This window comes from Rhodohalobacter mucosus, from assembly GCF_003150675.1.
In the GTDB taxonomy this organism is placed as follows: Bacteria; Bacteroidota; Rhodothermia; order Balneolales; family Balneolaceae; genus Rhodohalobacter; species Rhodohalobacter mucosus.
The window spans coordinates 1-18,561 of the sequence record NZ_QGGB01000007.1 but is presented as its reverse complement, the minus strand read 5'-3'; the positions used below and the strand labels follow the sequence as shown (position 1 = coordinate 18,561).

Below are 18,561 nucleotides of genomic sequence, written 5' to 3'. Positions count from 1 at the left end.
TGCCTTACCGCCCGGTATGCATGCCGGGCACTTTAACTACCGACTGCTTTTCTTACCGTATCTGTCACAACCAGTGACAGATCTGATTTTACGGATGTTTCCCGCCCGGGAAGTACCGCTTTGCGAAATCCCATTTTCTCTGCCTCCCGCAGTCGTCTGTCAATATAGGGTATCCGCCTTATTTCGCCTCCCAAACCCGCTTCCCCGATGTATACCGTTTTGGGATCGGCAGGTTTGTCCGTCAGGCTTGATGCGAGTGCTTTCATAACGGCAAGATCGGCAGCCGGATCACTGATCCGGATTCCGCCTGCAATGTTCAGATATACATCCTGTCCTGAAAATGCCATACCCGCCCTCTTCTCAAGCACAGCCAGAAGCAGCTGCAGTCTGCGCTGATCAAATCCACCCGCTGTTCTCTGGGGCGTACCATAGCTGCTGGGTGTCACAAGCGCCTGTACCTCCACAAGAATCGGACGCGATCCTTCCATGATACATGCCACGGCGTTTCCGCTCACGTTTTCATCCATCTCAGACAGAAAAAGGTCCGATGGGTTGAGCACCTCATGAAGGCCGCTGTCTCTCATTTCAAACACCCCAACCTCATGAGCAGGTCCAAACCTGTTTTTGACACCCCTGAGCAGCCGGTGAAGCTGGCTTTGGTCGCCTTCAAAATGAAGCACCGTATCTACCATGTGCTCCAGGATCCGGGGTCCTGCAATATCGCCCTCTTTGGTTACGTGCCCGATCATCAGCGTGGTAATGCCCTCTTTCTTGGAGATCTGCTGCAACATGGCCGAGCATTCGCGGATCTGCTGCACGCTGCCGGGGAGGCTGCTAAGATCATCACTGAAAACGGTTTGAATGGAGTCGACCACCATCAGGTCGGGCTTTATGCTTCGTGCCTGCGCAATAACCGACTGAATCCGTGTATCGGTCCATATCAGAAGATTATCCCCCTTAAGCCCGATTCTGGACGCTCTCTGTTTGATCTGGGAAGCGGACTCCTCCCCTGCAACATAAAGAATCGTCTTATCCGGAGTTTTTGCTGCGGATTGCAGCATCAGGGTACTTTTACCGATACCCGGGTCACCGCCGAGCAACAAGAGCGAACCGCGGATCAGCCCCCCGCCCAATACCCGGTCGAGTTCAGCGAGACCGGTTGATGTACGTTCGGTGCTCTTCACTTCAATTTCTGAAAGGCGCAGGGCCTTGGAGGAAGACTCCTCAGAAATATCCACTTTGTGTTTTTTTCCGGCAGATGGCTGAGATTCATGCTCCTCGAAGGTATGCCATTCACCGCATGAGGGGCACAGGCCCAGCCACTTGGCCGATGTATGTCCGCAGTTGCTGCACTGATACTGAATCTTAGGCCTGGCCAATCTCCTCCTTCTCCTCCTCTTTCATATTGATTTTTTCAAGCTTGTTCGAGACGGAACGGTTCACATACCATAGCATGGCCATAATTCCAATTCCAAGGCTGAAGTAGTAGGTTATAACCCTCCATACGAAAACGGACAGACCAATAAATGCAGCCCTGTCGATCAGCGGACCGAGGAAAAGAACAAATAGTCCCTCCACACCCCCAGATCCTCCCGGTGTGGGGATGATCAGAAATGCGAGATTCATGGCCAGGCTGCGCAGCACCAGAAGCACCTCCGGACCCGGAAGCAGACTAAGTACTACAATCACGGGCAGTGCAACCTTGCATAGCCAGTTCATCGTAGTGTAGAAGAATGCCTTCAGAACAAAGTCCATGGGCTTTTTTCTGAGCTCGTACGAGTAGCTCTCCAGGTTTTCGGCCTCTGCATTGATACTTTCCGAATAACGCCGGAGCAGCGGCAGCCTGAATATGGCCTTGATCACTCTATTAATAGCCTTGGGATTCACCAGCAGTCCATAGGAGAGCAGTGCGCCGTAAAGAAGCAGACCGGTATAAATCAAAAACATGGTAGCATTGCCAACCAGACCGATCTCATCAGGCACCACTTCGTAGAAAATTCCCGTGATAAGGATAATCGGAACAGCTATGGCATACCAGAACTGATCCAGCATAACGCTGTAGAGCATGATAGCCGATGATTTTCCCAGGGGAATGCCTTCGCGGGTCATCGTATAGGTGGCCACAGGGGCACCTCCGATCGTAGAGGGAGTCACCGCAGAAGCAAAATCCCAGCTCAGTGAGATCCTGACCGCCGCCATAAAGCTGATTGCTTCATCTGCCAGTACCCTGATTTTAGCGGCAAAAAACCAGACTTTCAGAAAGGTGACTGCGATCGCTATAAAAATCCCGGGTAGACGCTTGGGAACCAGGTAGTGGAGCGTATCTGGGGTGTAGGTGTACCAGATCACCAGGGACATTGTCGCCACGCTGAGCGCAATGGAAACGGCGAGATATTTATAGGAGATCAGGGGTCCGCTTCGGACAATATTTTCGTCAGGTTTCTCCAAACTGGGCTATCGGTTGGTCAATGGAATGTAATCACTCCCCTTGTGTGCATGGAGAATGAATCTTATGAAGTGGAACATCATCGCACTGAATAAAAAAAGGGCCTGATCCGGCTTTAAACGGATCAGACCCTGAAATAGAATCAGGCGATAGTGATCTCTTCGCTCAGATAAACGTCCTGAATAAAGTTCAGCAGTTTGATGCCTTCGTCCATTGGCCGCTGAAAAGCCTTCCGGCCGCTGATCAGGCCCATTCCGCCGGCTCGTTTGTTTACAACGGCTGTTTTTACCGCATCTGCAAAATCGTCGCTGCCGGACGCACCACCGGAGTTGATCAGGCCCGCACGGCCCATATATCCATTGGCCACCTGATAGCGTGTCAGATCGATCGGGTGATCGGTGGTAAGTTCGGAGTAGATGCGCTCATCGAGCTTGCCATAGGAAGAGTCGCCGCTGTTCAGCGCTTTGTATCCGCCGTTATTGGTGGGAAGCTTCTGTTTCACGATATCGGCTCCGATCGTAACACCCAAATGGTTTGCCTGGCCGGTAAGGTCGGCAGAACTGTGATAGTCGGTTCCATCCACTTTGAATGCGCTGTTTCGCGTGTAGCACCAGAGCACGGTAGCCATTCCAAGCTGATGGGCATATTCGAACGCTTCCGCCACTTCAACGATCTGCCTGTTCGACTCTTCAGAACCGAAATAGATGGTTGCGCCAACGGCTGCAGCACCCATGTCGTAAGCCTTGTCGATCGTACCAAACATGATCTGATCGTAGTTATTCGGAAACGTGAGAAGTTCGTTATGGTTAATTTTTACCAGGAAGGGAATTTTGTGGGCATATTTTCTGGATACGGACGCCAGAACTCCAAAAGTAGACGCCACAGCATTGCATCCTCCTTCAATAGCCAGTTTTACAATGTTTTCGGGGTCGAAATAGGCCGGATTTTTTGCAAAAGATGCCCCGGCACTGTGTTCAATTCCCTGATCGACGGGAAGAATGGAGAGATAGCCCGTTCCCGCCAGTCGGCCGTGGTTAAGCATCCACTCCAGATTGCCCAAAACCCGGTTGTTCCGGTCAGAGTGGTACCATACTTCATCCACGTACGACGAAGATGGAATATGCAGTTTATCTTTAGAAATGGTTTTACATGTATGATTTAGCAGGGAATCGGCGTCATCACCTAAGAGTTCCTCGATTCCGGAAATTGCAAGTGCCATTGATTGAGCCCCTTTTTTTAAGGTTCAAAGATTTTGTTGAGATGTAGGTTAATATACATGATCATAGATCAAATGGCTATCCATTGAACCACAAGTATTGATGAAAGCGCTTTGTTTTCAAGGGTTTTAAAAGGGAGGATGTGAAGATCACGAAAAACCCGTATTTTCAGTGCTGAATGTAAACCGAATAGAGTATGTACATCGATCAGATACAACTTGGCAACAGGCCGCTGTTTCTCGCACCTATGGAAGACGTTTCCGATTCGCCATTTCGGCAGATCTGCAGACGAAAAGGTGCCGACATCGTCTACACGGAATTTATCAGTTCCGAAGCCATCATCCGCGACTCAGATATTGCACTTCACAAGATGCATTTTGAGGAAGCGGAACGTCCGTTCGGGATTCAGATATTCGGCGGCCGCGAGGAGGCCATGGAAGGGGCCACGAAGGTGGCGAAAGCGAATAACCCCGACCTGATTGACATAAATTTCGGCTGCCCTGTGTACAAAATTGTGAAAAAAGGAGCCGGTTCCGCCTGTCTGAAAGATCTTGGGATGATGGAACGCATGGCGGGAACCGTGGTTGACGCAGCCGGTGATTATCCCGTAACGGTAAAAACACGTCTGGGCTGGGATGATCATACTATTCGCATTGGGGAAGTGGCCCTGATGCTGCAGCGAATTGGCGTGAAAGCCCTGACCGTACACGCACGCACCCGCAGCCAGAAGTATAAGGGAGATGCGCGATGGGAGTATCTGAAAAAACTGAAGAATACGCCCGGGCTTGAAATTCCGATCATTGGAAACGGTGATGTTACCACTCCCGAACTCGCCAAAAAGATGTTTGATGAAACCGGCGTGGATGGCGTGATGATCGGCCGGGGCGCCATCGGCAATCCGTGGATTTTTGAACATGCGCGTCATTACCTGGAAACGGGCGAACTTCTCCCCAACCCCACACTCCGGGAGCGCCTGGAGCTGTGCGCAGAGCAGCTGCGCCTCTCCGTGGCCCATCATGGCGAGAGATACGGTGTGATCATTATGAAAAAACACTATGGGCAGTACCTGAAGGGAGTTCGCAACGGAAAAAAGCTGCGTGCCGCTATAATGGAAGAAAAAGAGATGGAACCGGTACTGGAACTGCTGCTCAACTTCCGCGAGGAGGAGTACTTTGCGGTAGCGTGATTCAGGGTGCAGGGTGAAAAGAGGCCTGTAAGGATTTCCTGTGTCTTTCAGGAATTCTGAAAGCGCCGGATCAGGGGCAAGGGGCAGACTTTCCCGAAGTCTCGGGACTGCGAACTGCTCGCAGCAGCTTCAAGCGTTCCCGAAGGATCGGGACTGCGGACTCCACGCAGCAGGGTGCAGTAAGCTGTTTTTGAACTATTTTAAAGTTAATTTTATTAGTAGTTTAAGAGATTAAATTAGTCTCAATACTCAAGACTCCCTTCTCACTTCTGCCTTCTGCCTTCTGCCTTCTGCCTTCTACCTTTTCAATTCCAATAACGCTCAGATACTGTCCGTCCCCATAAACGGTTGCAGAACCTCCGGCACTCTTACATCACCCGATTCAGTCTGATACGTCTCAACCAGCGCCGCAACGATTCTGGGAAGCGCAAGGCCGGATCCGTTTAATGTATGAAGCATTTCCGTTTTGCCCTTTTCATTGCGATACCGCAGCTGCATTCTTCTGGCCTGAAAAGACCCGAAGTTGGAACAGGAGCTCACTTCCAGCCAGCGCTCCTGGCCTGGGCTCCACACTTCAAGGTCGTATTTCTTAGTCTGCGTAAAGCCCATATCGCCCGTGCACATCAATAGTGTGCGGTACCCCAAACCGAGTTTTTCAATCAGTCCTTCTGCGTACTCTCTGAGCGATTCCAACTCGTTATCCGAGTTATCGGGATGAACTATCTTTACCAGCTCCACTTTATCAAACTGATGCAGTCGGTTCAAACCGCGAACGTCCTTGCCATAGCTGCCGGCTTCCCGTCTCCAGCACGGTGTGTAGGCCGCGTACCGAACAGGCATGTCTTTTTCATTGAAAATTTCATCCCGGTGGAAGTTGGTTACGGGAACCTCTGCCGTGGGAATGGCAAAAAAACCGTCGCGCGGCACGGTGTACATCATATCCTCCTTGTCCGGAATTTGTCCGGTACCCCTGGCCGAGTTCTCGTTTACAAAGTAGGGTGCCTGCAGTTCCGTGTATCCGTCTTCAACGGCCTCATTGAGGAAGAAATTGATCAGCGCACGCTGCAGGCGGGCCATTTTTCCCACATAAAACGGAAATCCGGCCCCGGTCACCTTCACACCCCGCTCAAAGTCGATCCAGCCCTTTTCGTCTGTAATTTCCCAGTGCGGCACTCGCCAATCGCGCTCCAGAATGGTGCCTGCGGTTTTATCCACAATGTTGTCATCGGGGGTGCTTCCTACCGGTACGGATGGATCCGGCACATTGGGTATTCGGTAGAGCAATTCGTCACGTTCGTCCGAAACCAGTCTGACCTGATCTTCCAGCTCTTTAATTTTTTTCTTGTTATCGCCGGTCTCTTTGATCAGCGCCTGTGCCTCATCTTTCTTTCCCTGGCCCATCAGGTTTCCAATCTCTTTTGCTTTGGCATTACTCCTGGCCCGCAGATTATCAATCCCGGTAATCAATTCACGCCACTCCTCGTCTTTAGCCAGTACCTGGTCTACCACCGAAATATCATTTTCACCCTTGTTTTTCATTCCTTCCTTTACAAGATCGGGGTGTTCACGAATAAAATTAATGTCGAGCATCGGCTTATACGATCGTTTTTTGAATTAAAATCTGCATTGAATGAAAAGATACGGGTAGGCAGCTCTCCTTTGAAATTTTTTTACCTCCGATTCACTTTCAGGAATTGAATTCCTAACTAATTAAGGATATTTTGACTATTGATTAGAAATTTTAGGCTAAATGGAGTTGCTATGAGCATACAACTTGACGAAACAGATATCAAAATATTAAATCATCTGCAGCGTAATGGCCGAGCCCAGCGAAATACGATTGCTGAGATTGTCCATCTTTCAGTTCCGTCCGTATCCGAGAGAATGCGAAAGCTTGAGGAGAAAGGATTGATATCATCCTATAATGCCATTCTGGATGCAAAAAAGTTCAATTTCGACATTACTGCCTTCATTTTTGTGGAGGTAGACGGGTCCGAGCGATATCAGGGATTTGTTAAAAATGTAACCGAACATCCGGAGGTACTGGAGTGTCACTCCATTACCGGCGACGGTTCCCACATCCTGAAAGTGCGCACGATGAATACAGCCTCTTTTGAAAAATTTCTGTCTCTCGTGCAGTCCTGGGACGGTGTAACCAGGACAAGGTCAAATATTGTGCTGTCAAGTTTTAAAGAGACCCGGGAACTGCCCGTTGAACGAAGTGTCGAGTTAAAGAAATAATCTTGCCCCTTCACCAGCCATATCGATTCTTCCTGCTCATTGTAGTGGTGCTCTGTTATTCAAAGGCTGCGGAAGCGCAGTCTGCTGACTCCACACGCCATTTTCTGGCCCTCGATGTTACTCAACAGGACATTGACTGGAACACCGAAGCGAACCTGGATAGAATCCGGAATGCAGGGATCCATCTTTTACTCATAGATCCCGATACGGAGTTGCCCGCCACCCTGAGCCCTGATTTCTCTCTAATTCTGTTCAGTGATAATTCCTATCGAACAGTTGGCCAGGTTAGGGAGAGCGCTGCGCGTACAGCACAAACGTTAGTGAGCGAAGCGGAACGGATTGAAGGAAGATATCCGCGCAGTTTAGCTGCCATCGAACTGTATCGCTATCCTAACGACCGAAATCCGGCGTTTCACGAAGCTGCGGCCCCTGTTACCGATTCAATCAGGGTCTATACCGATCTGCCCATTTTTTACACAAGTGCTACCGATTCAGATTCCACAGCCCGGGGACCATTTTCATACATCGCCTCTGTGGCCCGTGCAGAAACGGACCCCGATTATGAATTCTCTTCATTTGTGCACTTTAATCCATCAGACGATCTCAATGTTTCTTTAAGCTCCCTGAATCAGCTCCTCGATACACAGCTTGTTACTCAAAACAGTGTTATTGTGCTGCCGGCAGGCTGGTTTTTTTCTGCCTCAGAGTCGGTTCCGGGAATGGCCACCGTACTTAACCGTTACACCAGCGGTGAGCGTATACCGATGCCCCTTCCGGCCGACTCCGGTGAAGGTCCGGTTGCAAACTGGAGCGTAGTGTTTTTGTTGCTCCTTTGGATCTCCTTTCTGTTGCATTATCGCTATCAGCCCGTTTACGGTCAGTCACTGTCCCGTTATTTCCTGCATCATCCTTTCTACGTAATCGACGTCATGGAGCACCGCGTCAGAAATTCAACGCCCGGCCTTATTGTACTCCTTCAGCACGCAGCCATTACTGCCTTATTCACGTACTTGAGCGCAGATATTCTCATTTCAGAGACAGGCCTTCATGCACTTCAGGTGCAGGTTCCTGAATTGTTTCTTTTCCAAAATCCACTTTTATCTCTTTCACTTGCAGGGTTTTCCTTTGCACTGATTACACAGGGTATTTCCGTGCTCTGGATCTATTTTTTAAACAAAGAGCTTACCAGCTTCAGCCAGGCCCTCAACCTTTACAGCTGGCCGCTTCACGTGAATCTTCTTTTGACAACGGTTCTGGTGGTTCTCAGCCAGACAGGGATTACAGGATTCTGGATCGCCGCTTTTGCAATACTCTTTGGACTGACCTGGTTTATGAGCTTTATCATCGCATCAGTTGATGCTGCAAAGTTTTTGAAAAACCGGTTACTCTACCTCCTGCTGACAACCGGTATCCACGTACTCGCCGTAATGATCCTCTCCTGGTTTCTATTTACTTCGCCAATGATCTTTGAACCTCTTCAGATGGCCTTTACGTTTGGTAAATAGCATCTTCTTCAGTGTCAAGATTTATGTAACCTGATTGCGAAAAAGGGCCGGTTAAAAAGTGTCCCATCTCCCGTAGGGATTTCTGCGGATAAACAGTGACTCATATCATTCTTTTTCTCCGCTCATGAGAAAACCTGCTTAATAAGGCAACTTCTCCTCCTCTGCTTCGGCTGAAACATCAGGAGCGGAAGCTGACTCTATTTACCTTACCATCTCAGACTATTTGCTTGCGCAGGCGCGCAACGGGAATCTGAAGCTGTTCCCGGTATTTACTGACCGTTCGGCGGGCTACCTTGAATCCTTTCTCTCGTAGAATATCGGTTAATGCCTGATCGCTGAGGGGCTTCTTTTTATCCTCATTGTCGATCACTCTCTGCAGGATATTTTTCACTTCCCGGCTCGATACATCATCCCCGCTTTCAGTTTCAAGGCCTTCGCTGAAGAAATATTTAAGCTCATAAACACCAAAATTGGTCTGCACATATTTGCCGTTCACCACCCTCGATACCGTTGAAATATCCATTCCGATCCGTTCCGCAACATCTTTCAGAATCATTGGTTTAAGGCCGTCGCCGTGCTTAAAAAAGTCGTCCTGAAGTGCCACGATCGTTCGCATGGTGGTCATCAGGGTTTGCTGGCGCTGCCTGATAGAGTCGATAAACCACTGGGCTGATTCCACTTTGTCTCTGATGAAATTTCTTGCCTGTTTGCCCTCACCTTTTCCCGACTCTTTTTTTAGCTGATCCCACATGCGCTTATAATCGGGTGAAATCCGGAGCGGTGGAATATTTCTCTGATTCAGGCGGATTACAAACTCGCCATCTTCTTCTCCTTCTTCCCCCGCGGGTTCATAATAGACTTCAAAATCAGGTTCAATATAATTTCGCGAATCGCTCTCAGGGTCAGATACAGCGCCGGGCCTTGGATTGAGGCCTCGAATAAAATCAAATACCTCCTTCAGGGTTTCATCATCTGCATCCAGGCGTTTTCTAAGCTTGTCAAAGTGTTTCTTCTCAAATGCATCCCATTCATCCTTCAACATGGTTACAGCGAGATCGCGGATCTCGGAATCACCATCCGAAAGTCGTGCCTGGCAGATCAGGCAGTCGCGCAGATCCCGGGATGCTATGCCAACCGGCTCCAGTTCCTGGATTTTCTGTCTCACATCCTCAACCTGTGCGGCGCTGACCAGTTTACCATGGTTAAAAGCGATATTATCGACCACAGCTTCTATCTCCCGCCTGAAGTAGCCATCTTCATCGAGCGACCCCAGAATTTGATCGGCAATCAGCATCTCTTCGTCATTCAGATCGAGAAGTGTGACCTGCTGTTCAAGTTCTTCAAGCAACGTTTCATGATAGGGGTTCGGCAGATCTCTCCAATCCTCGTCCGCACTCCCCGACGGTGACGACGATCCTGAGTACCCTGTGCCGTCATATTCTGTGTTGTGGAGAAACGAATCCCAATCAATATCCTCATTCTGGTCAACCGGATCTATATCGGGTTCATCCTCCGATTTTTGTTCTTCAGGGTTTTCCCTTTCCCACTCCGCCTCTTTCTCACTAAGCGACTCTTCCGTTGCAGCCGGATCGGCCTCTTCAAGCACAGGGTTCAATTCAATTTCTTCTTTGATCCGCTGCTCCAATCCTATTGTTGGGAGCTGCAGCAGTTTTACAAACTGTATCTGCTGAGGCGATAGCTTCTGCTGGAGGCTCTGTTTCTGTGATATGTTTTGACCGGTTTTAAGCATGCTCCTTCTCACCCCTCACATCCCTGCATGCCATCAAAAACTGATCATACCAATCGCGCCCGTATCTCCTTACCAGGGCGCTCTCCAGAAAATCGGACAGGTAAATTCCTTCATCCTCCCCCCGCTTACAGCCGGCCGAACAGAGGTCGGGGATATATTCAAAATTGGCATAATCGAAACCTGCGATATGCTTCAGCCGAACCGGATAGAGGTGACAGCTTATCGGCTTTTCCCAGTTAAACCGGCCTTCATAATATGCTTTCTGTATGGCACAGGTTGCTATGCCATGTTCGTCTTTTTCAACAAAAATACATTCCCCGGTGTTAATGCAGTTGATTTCATAACCGTTTTCCGGATCGCCGAGAACAACACCCTCTTCTTCCGCTTTTTTGACTGCTTCAGGTGCAAGTGATCCCTTGAGCTTGCGAAAAGCTTTGTTCAGTACGGGTATTTCACGGCGTGAAACGGGTGCACCCGCATCACCTACAACGCAACAGGCTCCTTTACACAGAGAAATATTGCATGCAAATTTGGCCGTTGCAATATCTTCCGACAATATGACGTCTCCTACTCGAATCATACACTTAAGGAAACGAAATTTACACTACCCGCAAAATGTAAATAGATCATTTAAAAGGTGATTTTACGAACTGATTCACAATATTAAGTAACGACAGACCGGTCAAACCAGTTCAAAGTATTTTCCGGCCGACTGCCTTACCACGCCTCTCATTTCCAGTTCCAGCATTTCAGGCAATACCTTATAACCGGGAAGGTTTAACTTTTCGCAGAGTACATCGATATGGAGCTTATCCACATTGAGCGCCTTACATATCTCCGTTTGTCCGGGACTCAGGTCCAGTTTTTTCCAGGCCTCACCGGGGTGCAATTGTGTGGACTTTATGACGTCTGCCGGCCCAATGGAGAGTTCATCAAAAATATCATCGGGTGTCTGAACAAGTTTCCCCTGACCGGTCCGGATCAAATAGTTACAGCCTTCACCACCTGCGTATCCCAGCGGGTGCGGAACTACAAATACCTCCCTGTTCTGATCGAGCGCATAGCGGGCCGTAATCATGCTGCCGCCTTTGATTCCCGACTCTACAACCAGAATTCCATGGCTCATACCGCTTACAATCCGGTTTCTGCCGGGAAAATTTACCGCATCCGGTGGTGTATTCGGCGGATATTCGGTAATCAGCGCACCTCCCTGCTCCGTTATCCGCTTCGCCAGGCCTGAATTTCTGGCCGGATAAATCACATTGATACCGGACCCCAGAACGGCAACCGTTTTTCCGCCTGCGTCGAGCGTTTCCCGGTGTGCAGCGGTATCCACACCGTATGCCAGTCCGCTGTTGACGGATACGTTGCTGCTGACAAGGTTTTTTACCCATTCTACTGTTTGTGAAAGTCCGTACCGGCCGGGGCGACGTGTTCCGACAACCCCGATCCCTGGGGCGGTAAGCGCTTCACTGCTTCCCCTGAGCCACAGAATAAGCGGCGGATCATAGATATGGCGCAGAAGTTCCGGATAGTGTTCATCATCAAAAGCGATGAACCGGGCTCCCGCCTTTTGGGTCTGTAACAGGATCCTGTCAACCTTTTGCCATTCATTGAATCTCACCAGGTTACCGGCCACATTCTCCCCGATACCGTCTGTTTTCGTCAGTTCCCTGATGCTGCATCTGAACAGCTCCGAAGCATCCTCGGCACGGAGCTGCTGCAGCAGTATCCTGGCACGCTGAAGCCCCAGGCCGGGCACAAGCTGCAGCGCAATCAATCCTCTATAGTGGCTCTTCCTCTCCAATATTTTGCAATTTCCTCCAGATCAGCTCTTTCAGTTCTTCCATCCCGTATCCTGTAGCTGATGAGATTTTAATCACCTCCACATCATCATCAATCTCCGGCGGGCTGTCAAGTTCATACCCCTCCTTTAGGTCCATTTTTGTAATGGCGAGGATTCGCGGTTTATCAAGAAGATCGGGCCGATACGCCTTCAGTTCGTGAAGCAGTGCGCTATACTCCTCTTCAATATCAGAATCACAGCCAACCATAAACAGGAGAACATTATTTCGCTCAATATGCCTCAGGAACTGTAGCCCAAGCCCTTTACCCTGATGGGCATCTTCAATGATTCCGGGTATATCCGCCATCACAAAACTGCGATAATCGGAAAAGGCAACCACCCCGAGATTAGGTTCCAGCGTTGTAAACGGATAATCGGCAATTTTTGGTTTTGCCTCTGAAAGTGCTGAAAGGAGCGTGCTTTTGCCTGCATTGGGAAAACCCACAAGTCCTACATCTGCAATCAATTTAAGCTCCAGCTCCACAACTCTCTCCTCACCGTCTTTTCCCTCCTGTGCGTGTTGCGGAGTCTGATTGGTGGCACTTCGGAAATGCCAGTTGCCCAGCCCCCCGTCTCCGCCTTTAGCTACGATCAATTCCTGACCATCTTCCGTAATTTCCCCCAAACGTTCACGGGATTCTGCATCGTAGGCTACGGTTCCCAAAGGCACTTCGAGCCGTTCGGTTTTACCGTCTCTGCCCGTTTTACGTGATGTTTGTCCGTGGCCACCCCGGTCAGCCTTTATAAATTTCCGGTATCGCAGATCAAGAAGCGTGTTCAGCTGTTTATTACCCACCAGAATTACATCTCCACCTTTACCTCCATCGCCACCGTCGGGACCGCCTTTCGGAACATACTTTTCCCTACGGAAATGAGCCATTCCATCCCCGCCCTTTCCCGCAGTAACATATATTTTAGCATAGTCGGCAAATCTCATCGAGATAACTCCTCTGACTGTGATTCAGATAGTTTTTTACAGGGTGTGCATTTCCGCACCCTAATCATTCGGACAACTTTTTTACACGCAATCGGGGGTCTGATGAACGTCAGCCCGATTTATTTTCCAGAATGGTCAGCAGTTTTGACAATTTCTTCTTCATCTTGGTTCTTGGCACGATGAAGTCAAGAAAACCGTGCTCAACCAGGTATTCTGCCGTTTGGAAGCCCTCAGGCAGATCTCTCCCGATGGTCTGGCGTATCACCCGCGGACCCGCAAAACCTATAAGCGATCCGGGCTCTGCGATATTGAAGTCACCAAGCATAGCGTAGCTGGCTGTAACACCGCCCGTTGTCGGGTTGGTCATGAGCGAGATATATGGAACTCTCTCCTTATCAAGCCGGGCAAGTTTGGCGGATGTTTTGGGAAGCTGCATCAGGCTCAGTACACTCTCCATCATCCTTGCACCTCCTGACTGAGAGATGATAATGAGGGGATATTTCTTTTCCCGGGCATGATCGATTGCCTGTCCAAGCCGTTCACCCACTACAGACCCCATGCTTCCTCCGATAAAGCTGAAGTCCATACAGGCAATAACCACATTGTGTCCGCCCATCTTACCGACGCCAACCCTGGCTGCATCGGTTAAACCCGTTTTTTTCTGCGTATCTTTGATTCTGTCGGCATATTTCTTTCGGTCAACAAACTCAAGAGGATCCGTGGGCAGAATATCATCTGCAATTTCCTTGAAATTTTCATCATCAAACAGGATGGAGAAATACTCTTTGCTACCAATGCGGAAGTGATATCCGCTGATTGGGTCCACCCATAGATTTTCTTCCAGTTCACGCCTGTGGATGGTGTCGCCGGTTTCAGGCACTTTTACCCACACCCCTTCAGGCATATCTTTTTTCTTATCCGTCTGTATATTCGAATCTTTTCTTTTAAACCAGGACATATTGAGACATTAATGATCAGTTGCAGCAAAAATAATGATAATCGGCCGAAGCAAAAACCATTAACCTTGAATCCGTGAATTATTTACCTGCGAAAGAGTAAGATAGTGCGGTTCAAATGACTTTGGTTCTGCTTTTTCAAAATAGTCTTTCAGCCTGTCATTCCCGAATGCTTTAATGAGCGACGTTGCCGATATCCCCTCTGTTCCTATCGTCCCGATTTTATCGTTGGGTTCCAGGTTCAGCCTATCCCAGCCTGTTCCGATCAGAATATCTCCTTCATTAAGCTCTTTTTTTATCTGCTCAAGTTCGGATACTGCCGGTTTACCGATCTTTTCAAGATCAGCTCCGGCCTTCTGAATGTAGAGATGGTTCCGGCGGGCGTTAATCACAGCGTGTATCGTTTGAGAAGCATTTCCATCGTCTGGCAGTGCTCTCACCGCATATGAAAGAAGGGTGGGAAAGAGATAGAGGCTTATTTTTGTGCCAAAAAGAAGGCCTTTTACGGCTGCCGCACCGATTCTTAAACCTGTATAAGAGCCAGGACCGTTACTGAATAGCACAGCATCCAGGTCCTGCGCGCCGATCCCGGCAGACTCCATCAGTTCTCTGATGAACATGAATGTTTTCTCGGAATGCACCCCGGTTCCTTCCACACGTTTTTCAATCATCCTGCCGTCCGGTTTCCGCAGTGCGACAGAACAGACCGGAGTAGCCGTTTCAATGGCCAGAATGTATTTGTATAAATGAGTATCCAGCGTCATCTTTTAAAAATCAGGGATTTCTTTCAATAAACCAGGCATTATTGCTGAGGGCCACCCAGCGATCATAAATCTGCCTGAGCTGTGCATAGGCATCTGCCGGGAATTCTTTCGTGGTGATCTCAATGTCGAACAGATACTCTATCCGGTTATCGAACAGAAGGTACTCTTCAAATAGCTGAGCACCCGGCAGGCTGGTCGACCGTGTTTCACCCGACACATCAAACCGATACCCCTCGGGCAATGTTATGCGGTAATCGATACTTAATGTTTCAGGAGCGTCCAGGCTGATCGGTACCCTGCGTTCTGTTTTCTCAAACGGATTACTGAACAGGTATCCAACCACCATCGGACGATAGTCCATGCCTTCGGTGTATGTGACTGCGTAGTCGGATAGTACGAAATCGGCGCTGATCACAGAAACATTCCGGTTGCCGGCCAGGGGCGATACAGACGCATTTCGCAGTTCAGCTTCAGGATACGAATCAAAAAAAAGCTGCTTCAGAATCTCATTTAATGGACGCTTGAGCGCAATGTCGCGACGTAAAATTCTGGACGGGTACCCACTTACTTCACCCGAAAACTCACCGCTCAGTGTTCCGTTTTCACTCAGCTGCGCTTCCAGGTTAACATCCAGCCCAAAAAAGCTTTTTTCAGGTTCTATTTCTGTCCACTCATATTCATTCTCTTTCAGAATCATACCCTGCTCACTGAAAGATTCAACAGGAATCAGCCCCGGCAGACTGTGGCTGAAGGAGGCGTCCATAAATATCCATTCATTGTCTGCCGGCTTCCGGGCAACCACCAGCATGCGATTGAATTGATATAAAGACGGAAAAGAGAGATTTATTCTTCCGAACTCTCTCCCGGAGATGTAGAGCGGATAGGCCTCAAAGCCCGACCCGCGCAAAAGCGCAAGCAGTACCATATTAATCTCTGCCTGATCTGCAGGCTCGCCCCGGAGCACATGACTCAGTCCGGAATCCGCAAAGACTGATCCCGTATTATTGAACTGAACCCTGGAATTTACGTAATGAAACAGGGAGTCGATTCGGGCTTCCGACGTACCAAGATCACTGTAGAGAGATGACCCGAGATCTGTCAGGGCGGTGTTTTCTGCAAGCATTTTAAACGGATTAATAGTTCTCTGAATTTGCGCCGCCACAAATTCCCAGCTGTTTTCAAGCGGTTGCCGCGGATTTCCGAATTCACTGATCTGGAATTTCAACTTGCCGCGCACGTCGTCTACCGATGACACGTAGGCTGCTGCATCTACCGCCGGAATATCTTCAGCACTCCACTGCTGAATGAAAACGGGTTCTGGCCTTCGGTAGGTAAAAACCATCGGTATGCTGCTGGTATCGACCCGGGTTTCGGTATAGTTCAGATCAAAGTCGATATTCTCCTCCACAGCCTGATACCGCAAATAGGGTTCATTTTTCATGTAGAGGTTTACCTTTTTTACGGGTACCTGATGGGAGAACTGTACGTCGGGAAGTTCCTCAATATATCTCCTCACAAGGGTATATTTGTACTCAATTACAGACCCTTCTTTCACATCCGGCATCTGAAATTCAAGGATTTTGTACCTGCTGTTCAGGTCTACCACTGCTGCATCTTCTCCGCTGAAATAGCTCCGTTCTCCATCGGGCTGGTAGGTGTACCCTTCCAGATTGATAACACGCTCCATGTTTTCCTGGAAATAGTAGGGAATCCCCACCAGTGACGCTTCTGCTATTCGTAAAGGGTCGTCTGTTGTAATCCGTATTCTGACCAGATAATCGATAAAGGCTGTTATGCCCTGCGGACGGCGGTCGAACCGAACCACTGTTTCTTTAAGCTGAAAATACCAGGGTTCACCGGGATACCCTGACTCATTGAAATTTTGGTCGAAAATATTTCCGAAGCGGTCAAAAATTTCAATTTGTTCGAGAACCTCAGTTTCCATGGTGATGTTCTGCGCACCTGCAACATCCGCCCGCATCGGAAACCATCCCGATAAAATCAGCAGAAATAGAATAGACAGTCGCAGAAGTTTCATGAATTTACTTTACCGGTCAACGAATAAATCGAACCTCATTGTTCCCGAAGTATATTTTCAACGAATTGTCCCTTGTTATAAATAGCTACCGCCCTGCCTTTCATCATTTCACCCAGATAAGGAGAATTTTTTGATTTTGATCGCACCTCTTTTTCCGAATAAATCCACTCTTCGTGCGTATTGAACAATGTGAGATTTGCAGGCTCGTCGTGTTTAAGCACCGGAACACTGAGATTGAGGATGGTTCTGGGATTTTTAACCAGTTTTTCCAGAATGGAAGTGAGTTCCATTTTTCCAGGCTCCAGCAATCTTTTCACTGTCACGCTCCATGCCGTTTCCAGTCCGGTAATTCCGTTGGGTGCATAGATAAACTCTACCTCCTTCTCTTCAATGGCGTGCGGGGCGTGATCTGTACAAATCACATCAATGGTGCCGTCCTGCAGCCCCTCAATCATTGCTTCCACATCGTCCCGGGTTCTGAGAGGAGGATGCATTTTCACATTGGTATCGAAATGGCGCCGGTCAATTTCCTCGTCCGTAAGATCGAAGTGATGAGTACAGACTTCAGTGGTTACATGTATGCCTTCCGCTTTGGCCCTTCGCACAAGGTCCACCGCTTTTCGCGTACTGATATGGGCCACGTGTATGTGTCCGCCCGTGAATCCTGCGAGCAGAATATCGCGTGCAATCATGGTTTCTTCTGCAATGCCCGGCGTACCCTCAATGCCAAGCCGTGTTGATACCGTGCCTTCATTCATGTGGCCGGGCCGCGAGAGTTCCAGGTCTTCCTCATGGTTGATTATGGGCATGCCGAGCATGGATGAATACTCGAGTGCAACGCGCATTACCCTGGCGCTCGATACCGGATCTCCGTCGTCGCTGAAGGCGACGGCCCCGCCGTCTTTCATATCGCTCATCTCGGCTATGGAGTCGCCCTTTCGTTCTTTCGTAACACAACCGATGGGGTGCACCTCAACGGCTTCCTTTTCAGATCTTTTCTTGATGTACTCCACCACGTCGCGTGTATGGATCGGAGGCTGTGTATTGGGCATACATGCAACTTCTGTGAATCCGCCGAATGAGGCAGCCCGGCAGCCGGATTCAATCGTTTCCTTATGTTCAAAACCCGGCTCACGAAAATGAACATGCATGTCCATCCATCCTCCGCTCACGTAAGCTTCCTGGGCATCAAAGACCTCCTCATCGCCGGACTTACTCAATGAATCAGAAATTTCATCTATAATGCCGTTTTTAATCCGGATATCCATTGTTTTGCTTCCGGTAAAACCATCACCCACGGGTTTGCAGTTTTTGATAAGCAGATTGGGAGTCTGAGCCATGAAAAGTACATTTACGTTTGGATTTAATGATTAAATATAGGCTGAATTTGGTTCAGATGTGAAGCTTGTTAAATGGAGCGGGATACAGGTTGTCCCGAAGGCTCGGGACTGCGAACTGCACGCAGCAGTCTGAAGGTTACAAGGTGCAGGGTGCAGGGTGCAGGGTGCAGGGTGCAGGGTGCAGGGTGCAGGGTGCAGGGTGCAGGGTTGTAGGTGCCTAAAATAGGTTGACATAAATTATCACTTATAAACCGATTCTTTATGTCTAAAAAATATCTTCGGCAACGCCGGGAGTTTTCACCTACCTTGCGTAAACAAATTGTCGGGTTGATTGA

15 protein-coding genes are annotated in these 18,561 nt (G+C 49.0%); 3 read left to right on the top strand and 12 right to left on the bottom strand.

Annotated features, from left to right (window positions below):
• Positions 1-32: 32 nt before the first annotated feature.
• From radA to DDZ15_RS09520, 3 genes are all read right to left on the bottom strand, one after another.
• A complete protein-coding gene (gene radA / locus DDZ15_RS09530) occupies positions 33-1,379 on the bottom strand; it encodes a DNA repair protein RadA (RefSeq protein WP_109646878.1) in 1,347 nt (448 codons plus the stop codon).
• Complete coding sequence (locus tag DDZ15_RS09525; protein WP_242978968.1) at positions 1,366-2,448, bottom strand: lysylphosphatidylglycerol synthase transmembrane domain-containing protein; 1,083 nt, start codon at positions 2,446-2,448, stop codon at positions 1,366-1,368. Before DDZ15_RS09525 ends, radA begins: the two co-directional genes overlap by 14 nt.
• Before the next feature lie 140 nt (positions 2,449-2,588).
• Positions 2,589-3,665, bottom strand: a complete 1,077-nt coding sequence (locus tag DDZ15_RS09520) for a class I fructose-bisphosphate aldolase (RefSeq protein WP_109646877.1) — start codon at positions 3,663-3,665, stop codon at positions 2,589-2,591.
• A 194-nt stretch (positions 3,666-3,859) separates the two neighbouring features.
• Here DDZ15_RS09520 and dusB point away from each other — a divergent pair, with 194 nt between their 5' ends.
• Positions 3,860-4,849 (top strand): tRNA dihydrouridine synthase DusB, encoded by a 990-nt coding sequence (dusB, locus tag DDZ15_RS09515; RefSeq protein ID WP_109646876.1) that lies wholly within the window; start codon positions 3,860-3,862, stop codon positions 4,847-4,849.
• A gap of 321 nt (positions 4,850-5,170) precedes the next feature.
• Here the strand turns inward: dusB and serS are convergent, their stop codons facing one another.
• A complete protein-coding gene (gene serS, locus DDZ15_RS09510; protein ID WP_109646875.1) occupies positions 5,171-6,439 on the bottom strand; it encodes a serine--tRNA ligase in 1,269 nt (422 codons plus the stop codon).
• A 171-nt stretch (positions 6,440-6,610) separates the two neighbouring features.
• Here serS and DDZ15_RS09505 point away from each other — a divergent pair, with 171 nt between their 5' ends.
• Positions 6,611-7,090, top strand: coding sequence for an Lrp/AsnC family transcriptional regulator (locus tag DDZ15_RS09505; RefSeq protein WP_109646874.1), 480 nt, complete (start codon positions 6,611-6,613; stop codon positions 7,088-7,090).
• A gap of 2 nt (positions 7,091-7,092) precedes the next feature.
• On the top strand, positions 7,093-8,595 hold the full coding sequence (locus DDZ15_RS09500; protein ID WP_109646873.1) for a hypothetical protein: 1,503 nt from the start codon (positions 7,093-7,095) through the stop codon (positions 8,593-8,595).
• A 214-nt stretch (positions 8,596-8,809) separates the two neighbouring features.
• Here DDZ15_RS09500 and rpoN read toward each other — a convergent pair whose 3' ends face one another.
• From rpoN to DDZ15_RS09460, 8 genes are all read right to left on the bottom strand, one after another.
• Complete coding sequence (rpoN, locus tag DDZ15_RS09495) at positions 8,810-10,345, bottom strand: RNA polymerase factor sigma-54 (RefSeq protein WP_109646872.1); 1,536 nt, start codon at positions 10,343-10,345, stop codon at positions 8,810-8,812.
• The gene (locus tag DDZ15_RS09490) at positions 10,338-10,925 is read right to left on the bottom strand and encodes a DUF3109 family protein (RefSeq protein WP_109646871.1); all 588 of its coding nucleotides are present in this window, start codon (positions 10,923-10,925) and stop codon (positions 10,338-10,340) included. Before DDZ15_RS09490 ends, rpoN begins: the two co-directional genes overlap by 8 nt.
• 102 nt (positions 10,926-11,027) lie before the next feature.
• Positions 11,028-12,152, bottom strand: coding sequence for a DNA-processing protein DprA (dprA, locus tag DDZ15_RS09485; RefSeq protein ID WP_158278671.1), 1,125 nt, complete (start codon positions 12,150-12,152; stop codon positions 11,028-11,030).
• Positions 12,130-13,128 (bottom strand): GTPase ObgE, encoded by a 999-nt coding sequence (gene obgE, locus DDZ15_RS09480; RefSeq protein WP_109646869.1) that lies wholly within the window; start codon positions 13,126-13,128, stop codon positions 12,130-12,132. Before obgE ends, dprA begins: the two co-directional genes overlap by 23 nt.
• A gap of 109 nt (positions 13,129-13,237) precedes the next feature.
• Positions 13,238-14,086, bottom strand: coding sequence for an acetyl-CoA carboxylase, carboxyltransferase subunit beta (accD, locus tag DDZ15_RS09475; RefSeq protein WP_109646868.1), 849 nt, complete (start codon positions 14,084-14,086; stop codon positions 13,238-13,240).
• Positions 14,087-14,146: 60 nt separating this feature from the next.
• Positions 14,147-14,848, bottom strand: a complete 702-nt coding sequence (gene tsaB, locus DDZ15_RS09470) for a tRNA (adenosine(37)-N6)-threonylcarbamoyltransferase complex dimerization subunit type 1 TsaB (RefSeq protein WP_109646867.1) — start codon at positions 14,846-14,848, stop codon at positions 14,147-14,149.
• Positions 14,849-14,858: 10 nt separating this feature from the next.
• Entirely contained in the window at positions 14,859-16,886 is a 2,028-nt protein-coding gene (locus tag DDZ15_RS09465) for a DUF3857 domain-containing protein (protein ID WP_109646866.1), read from the bottom strand.
• 35 nt (positions 16,887-16,921) lie between these two features.
• Complete coding sequence (locus DDZ15_RS09460; protein WP_109646865.1) at positions 16,922-18,226, bottom strand: dihydroorotase; 1,305 nt, start codon at positions 18,224-18,226, stop codon at positions 16,922-16,924.
• Positions 18,227-18,561: the final 335 nt, after the last annotated feature.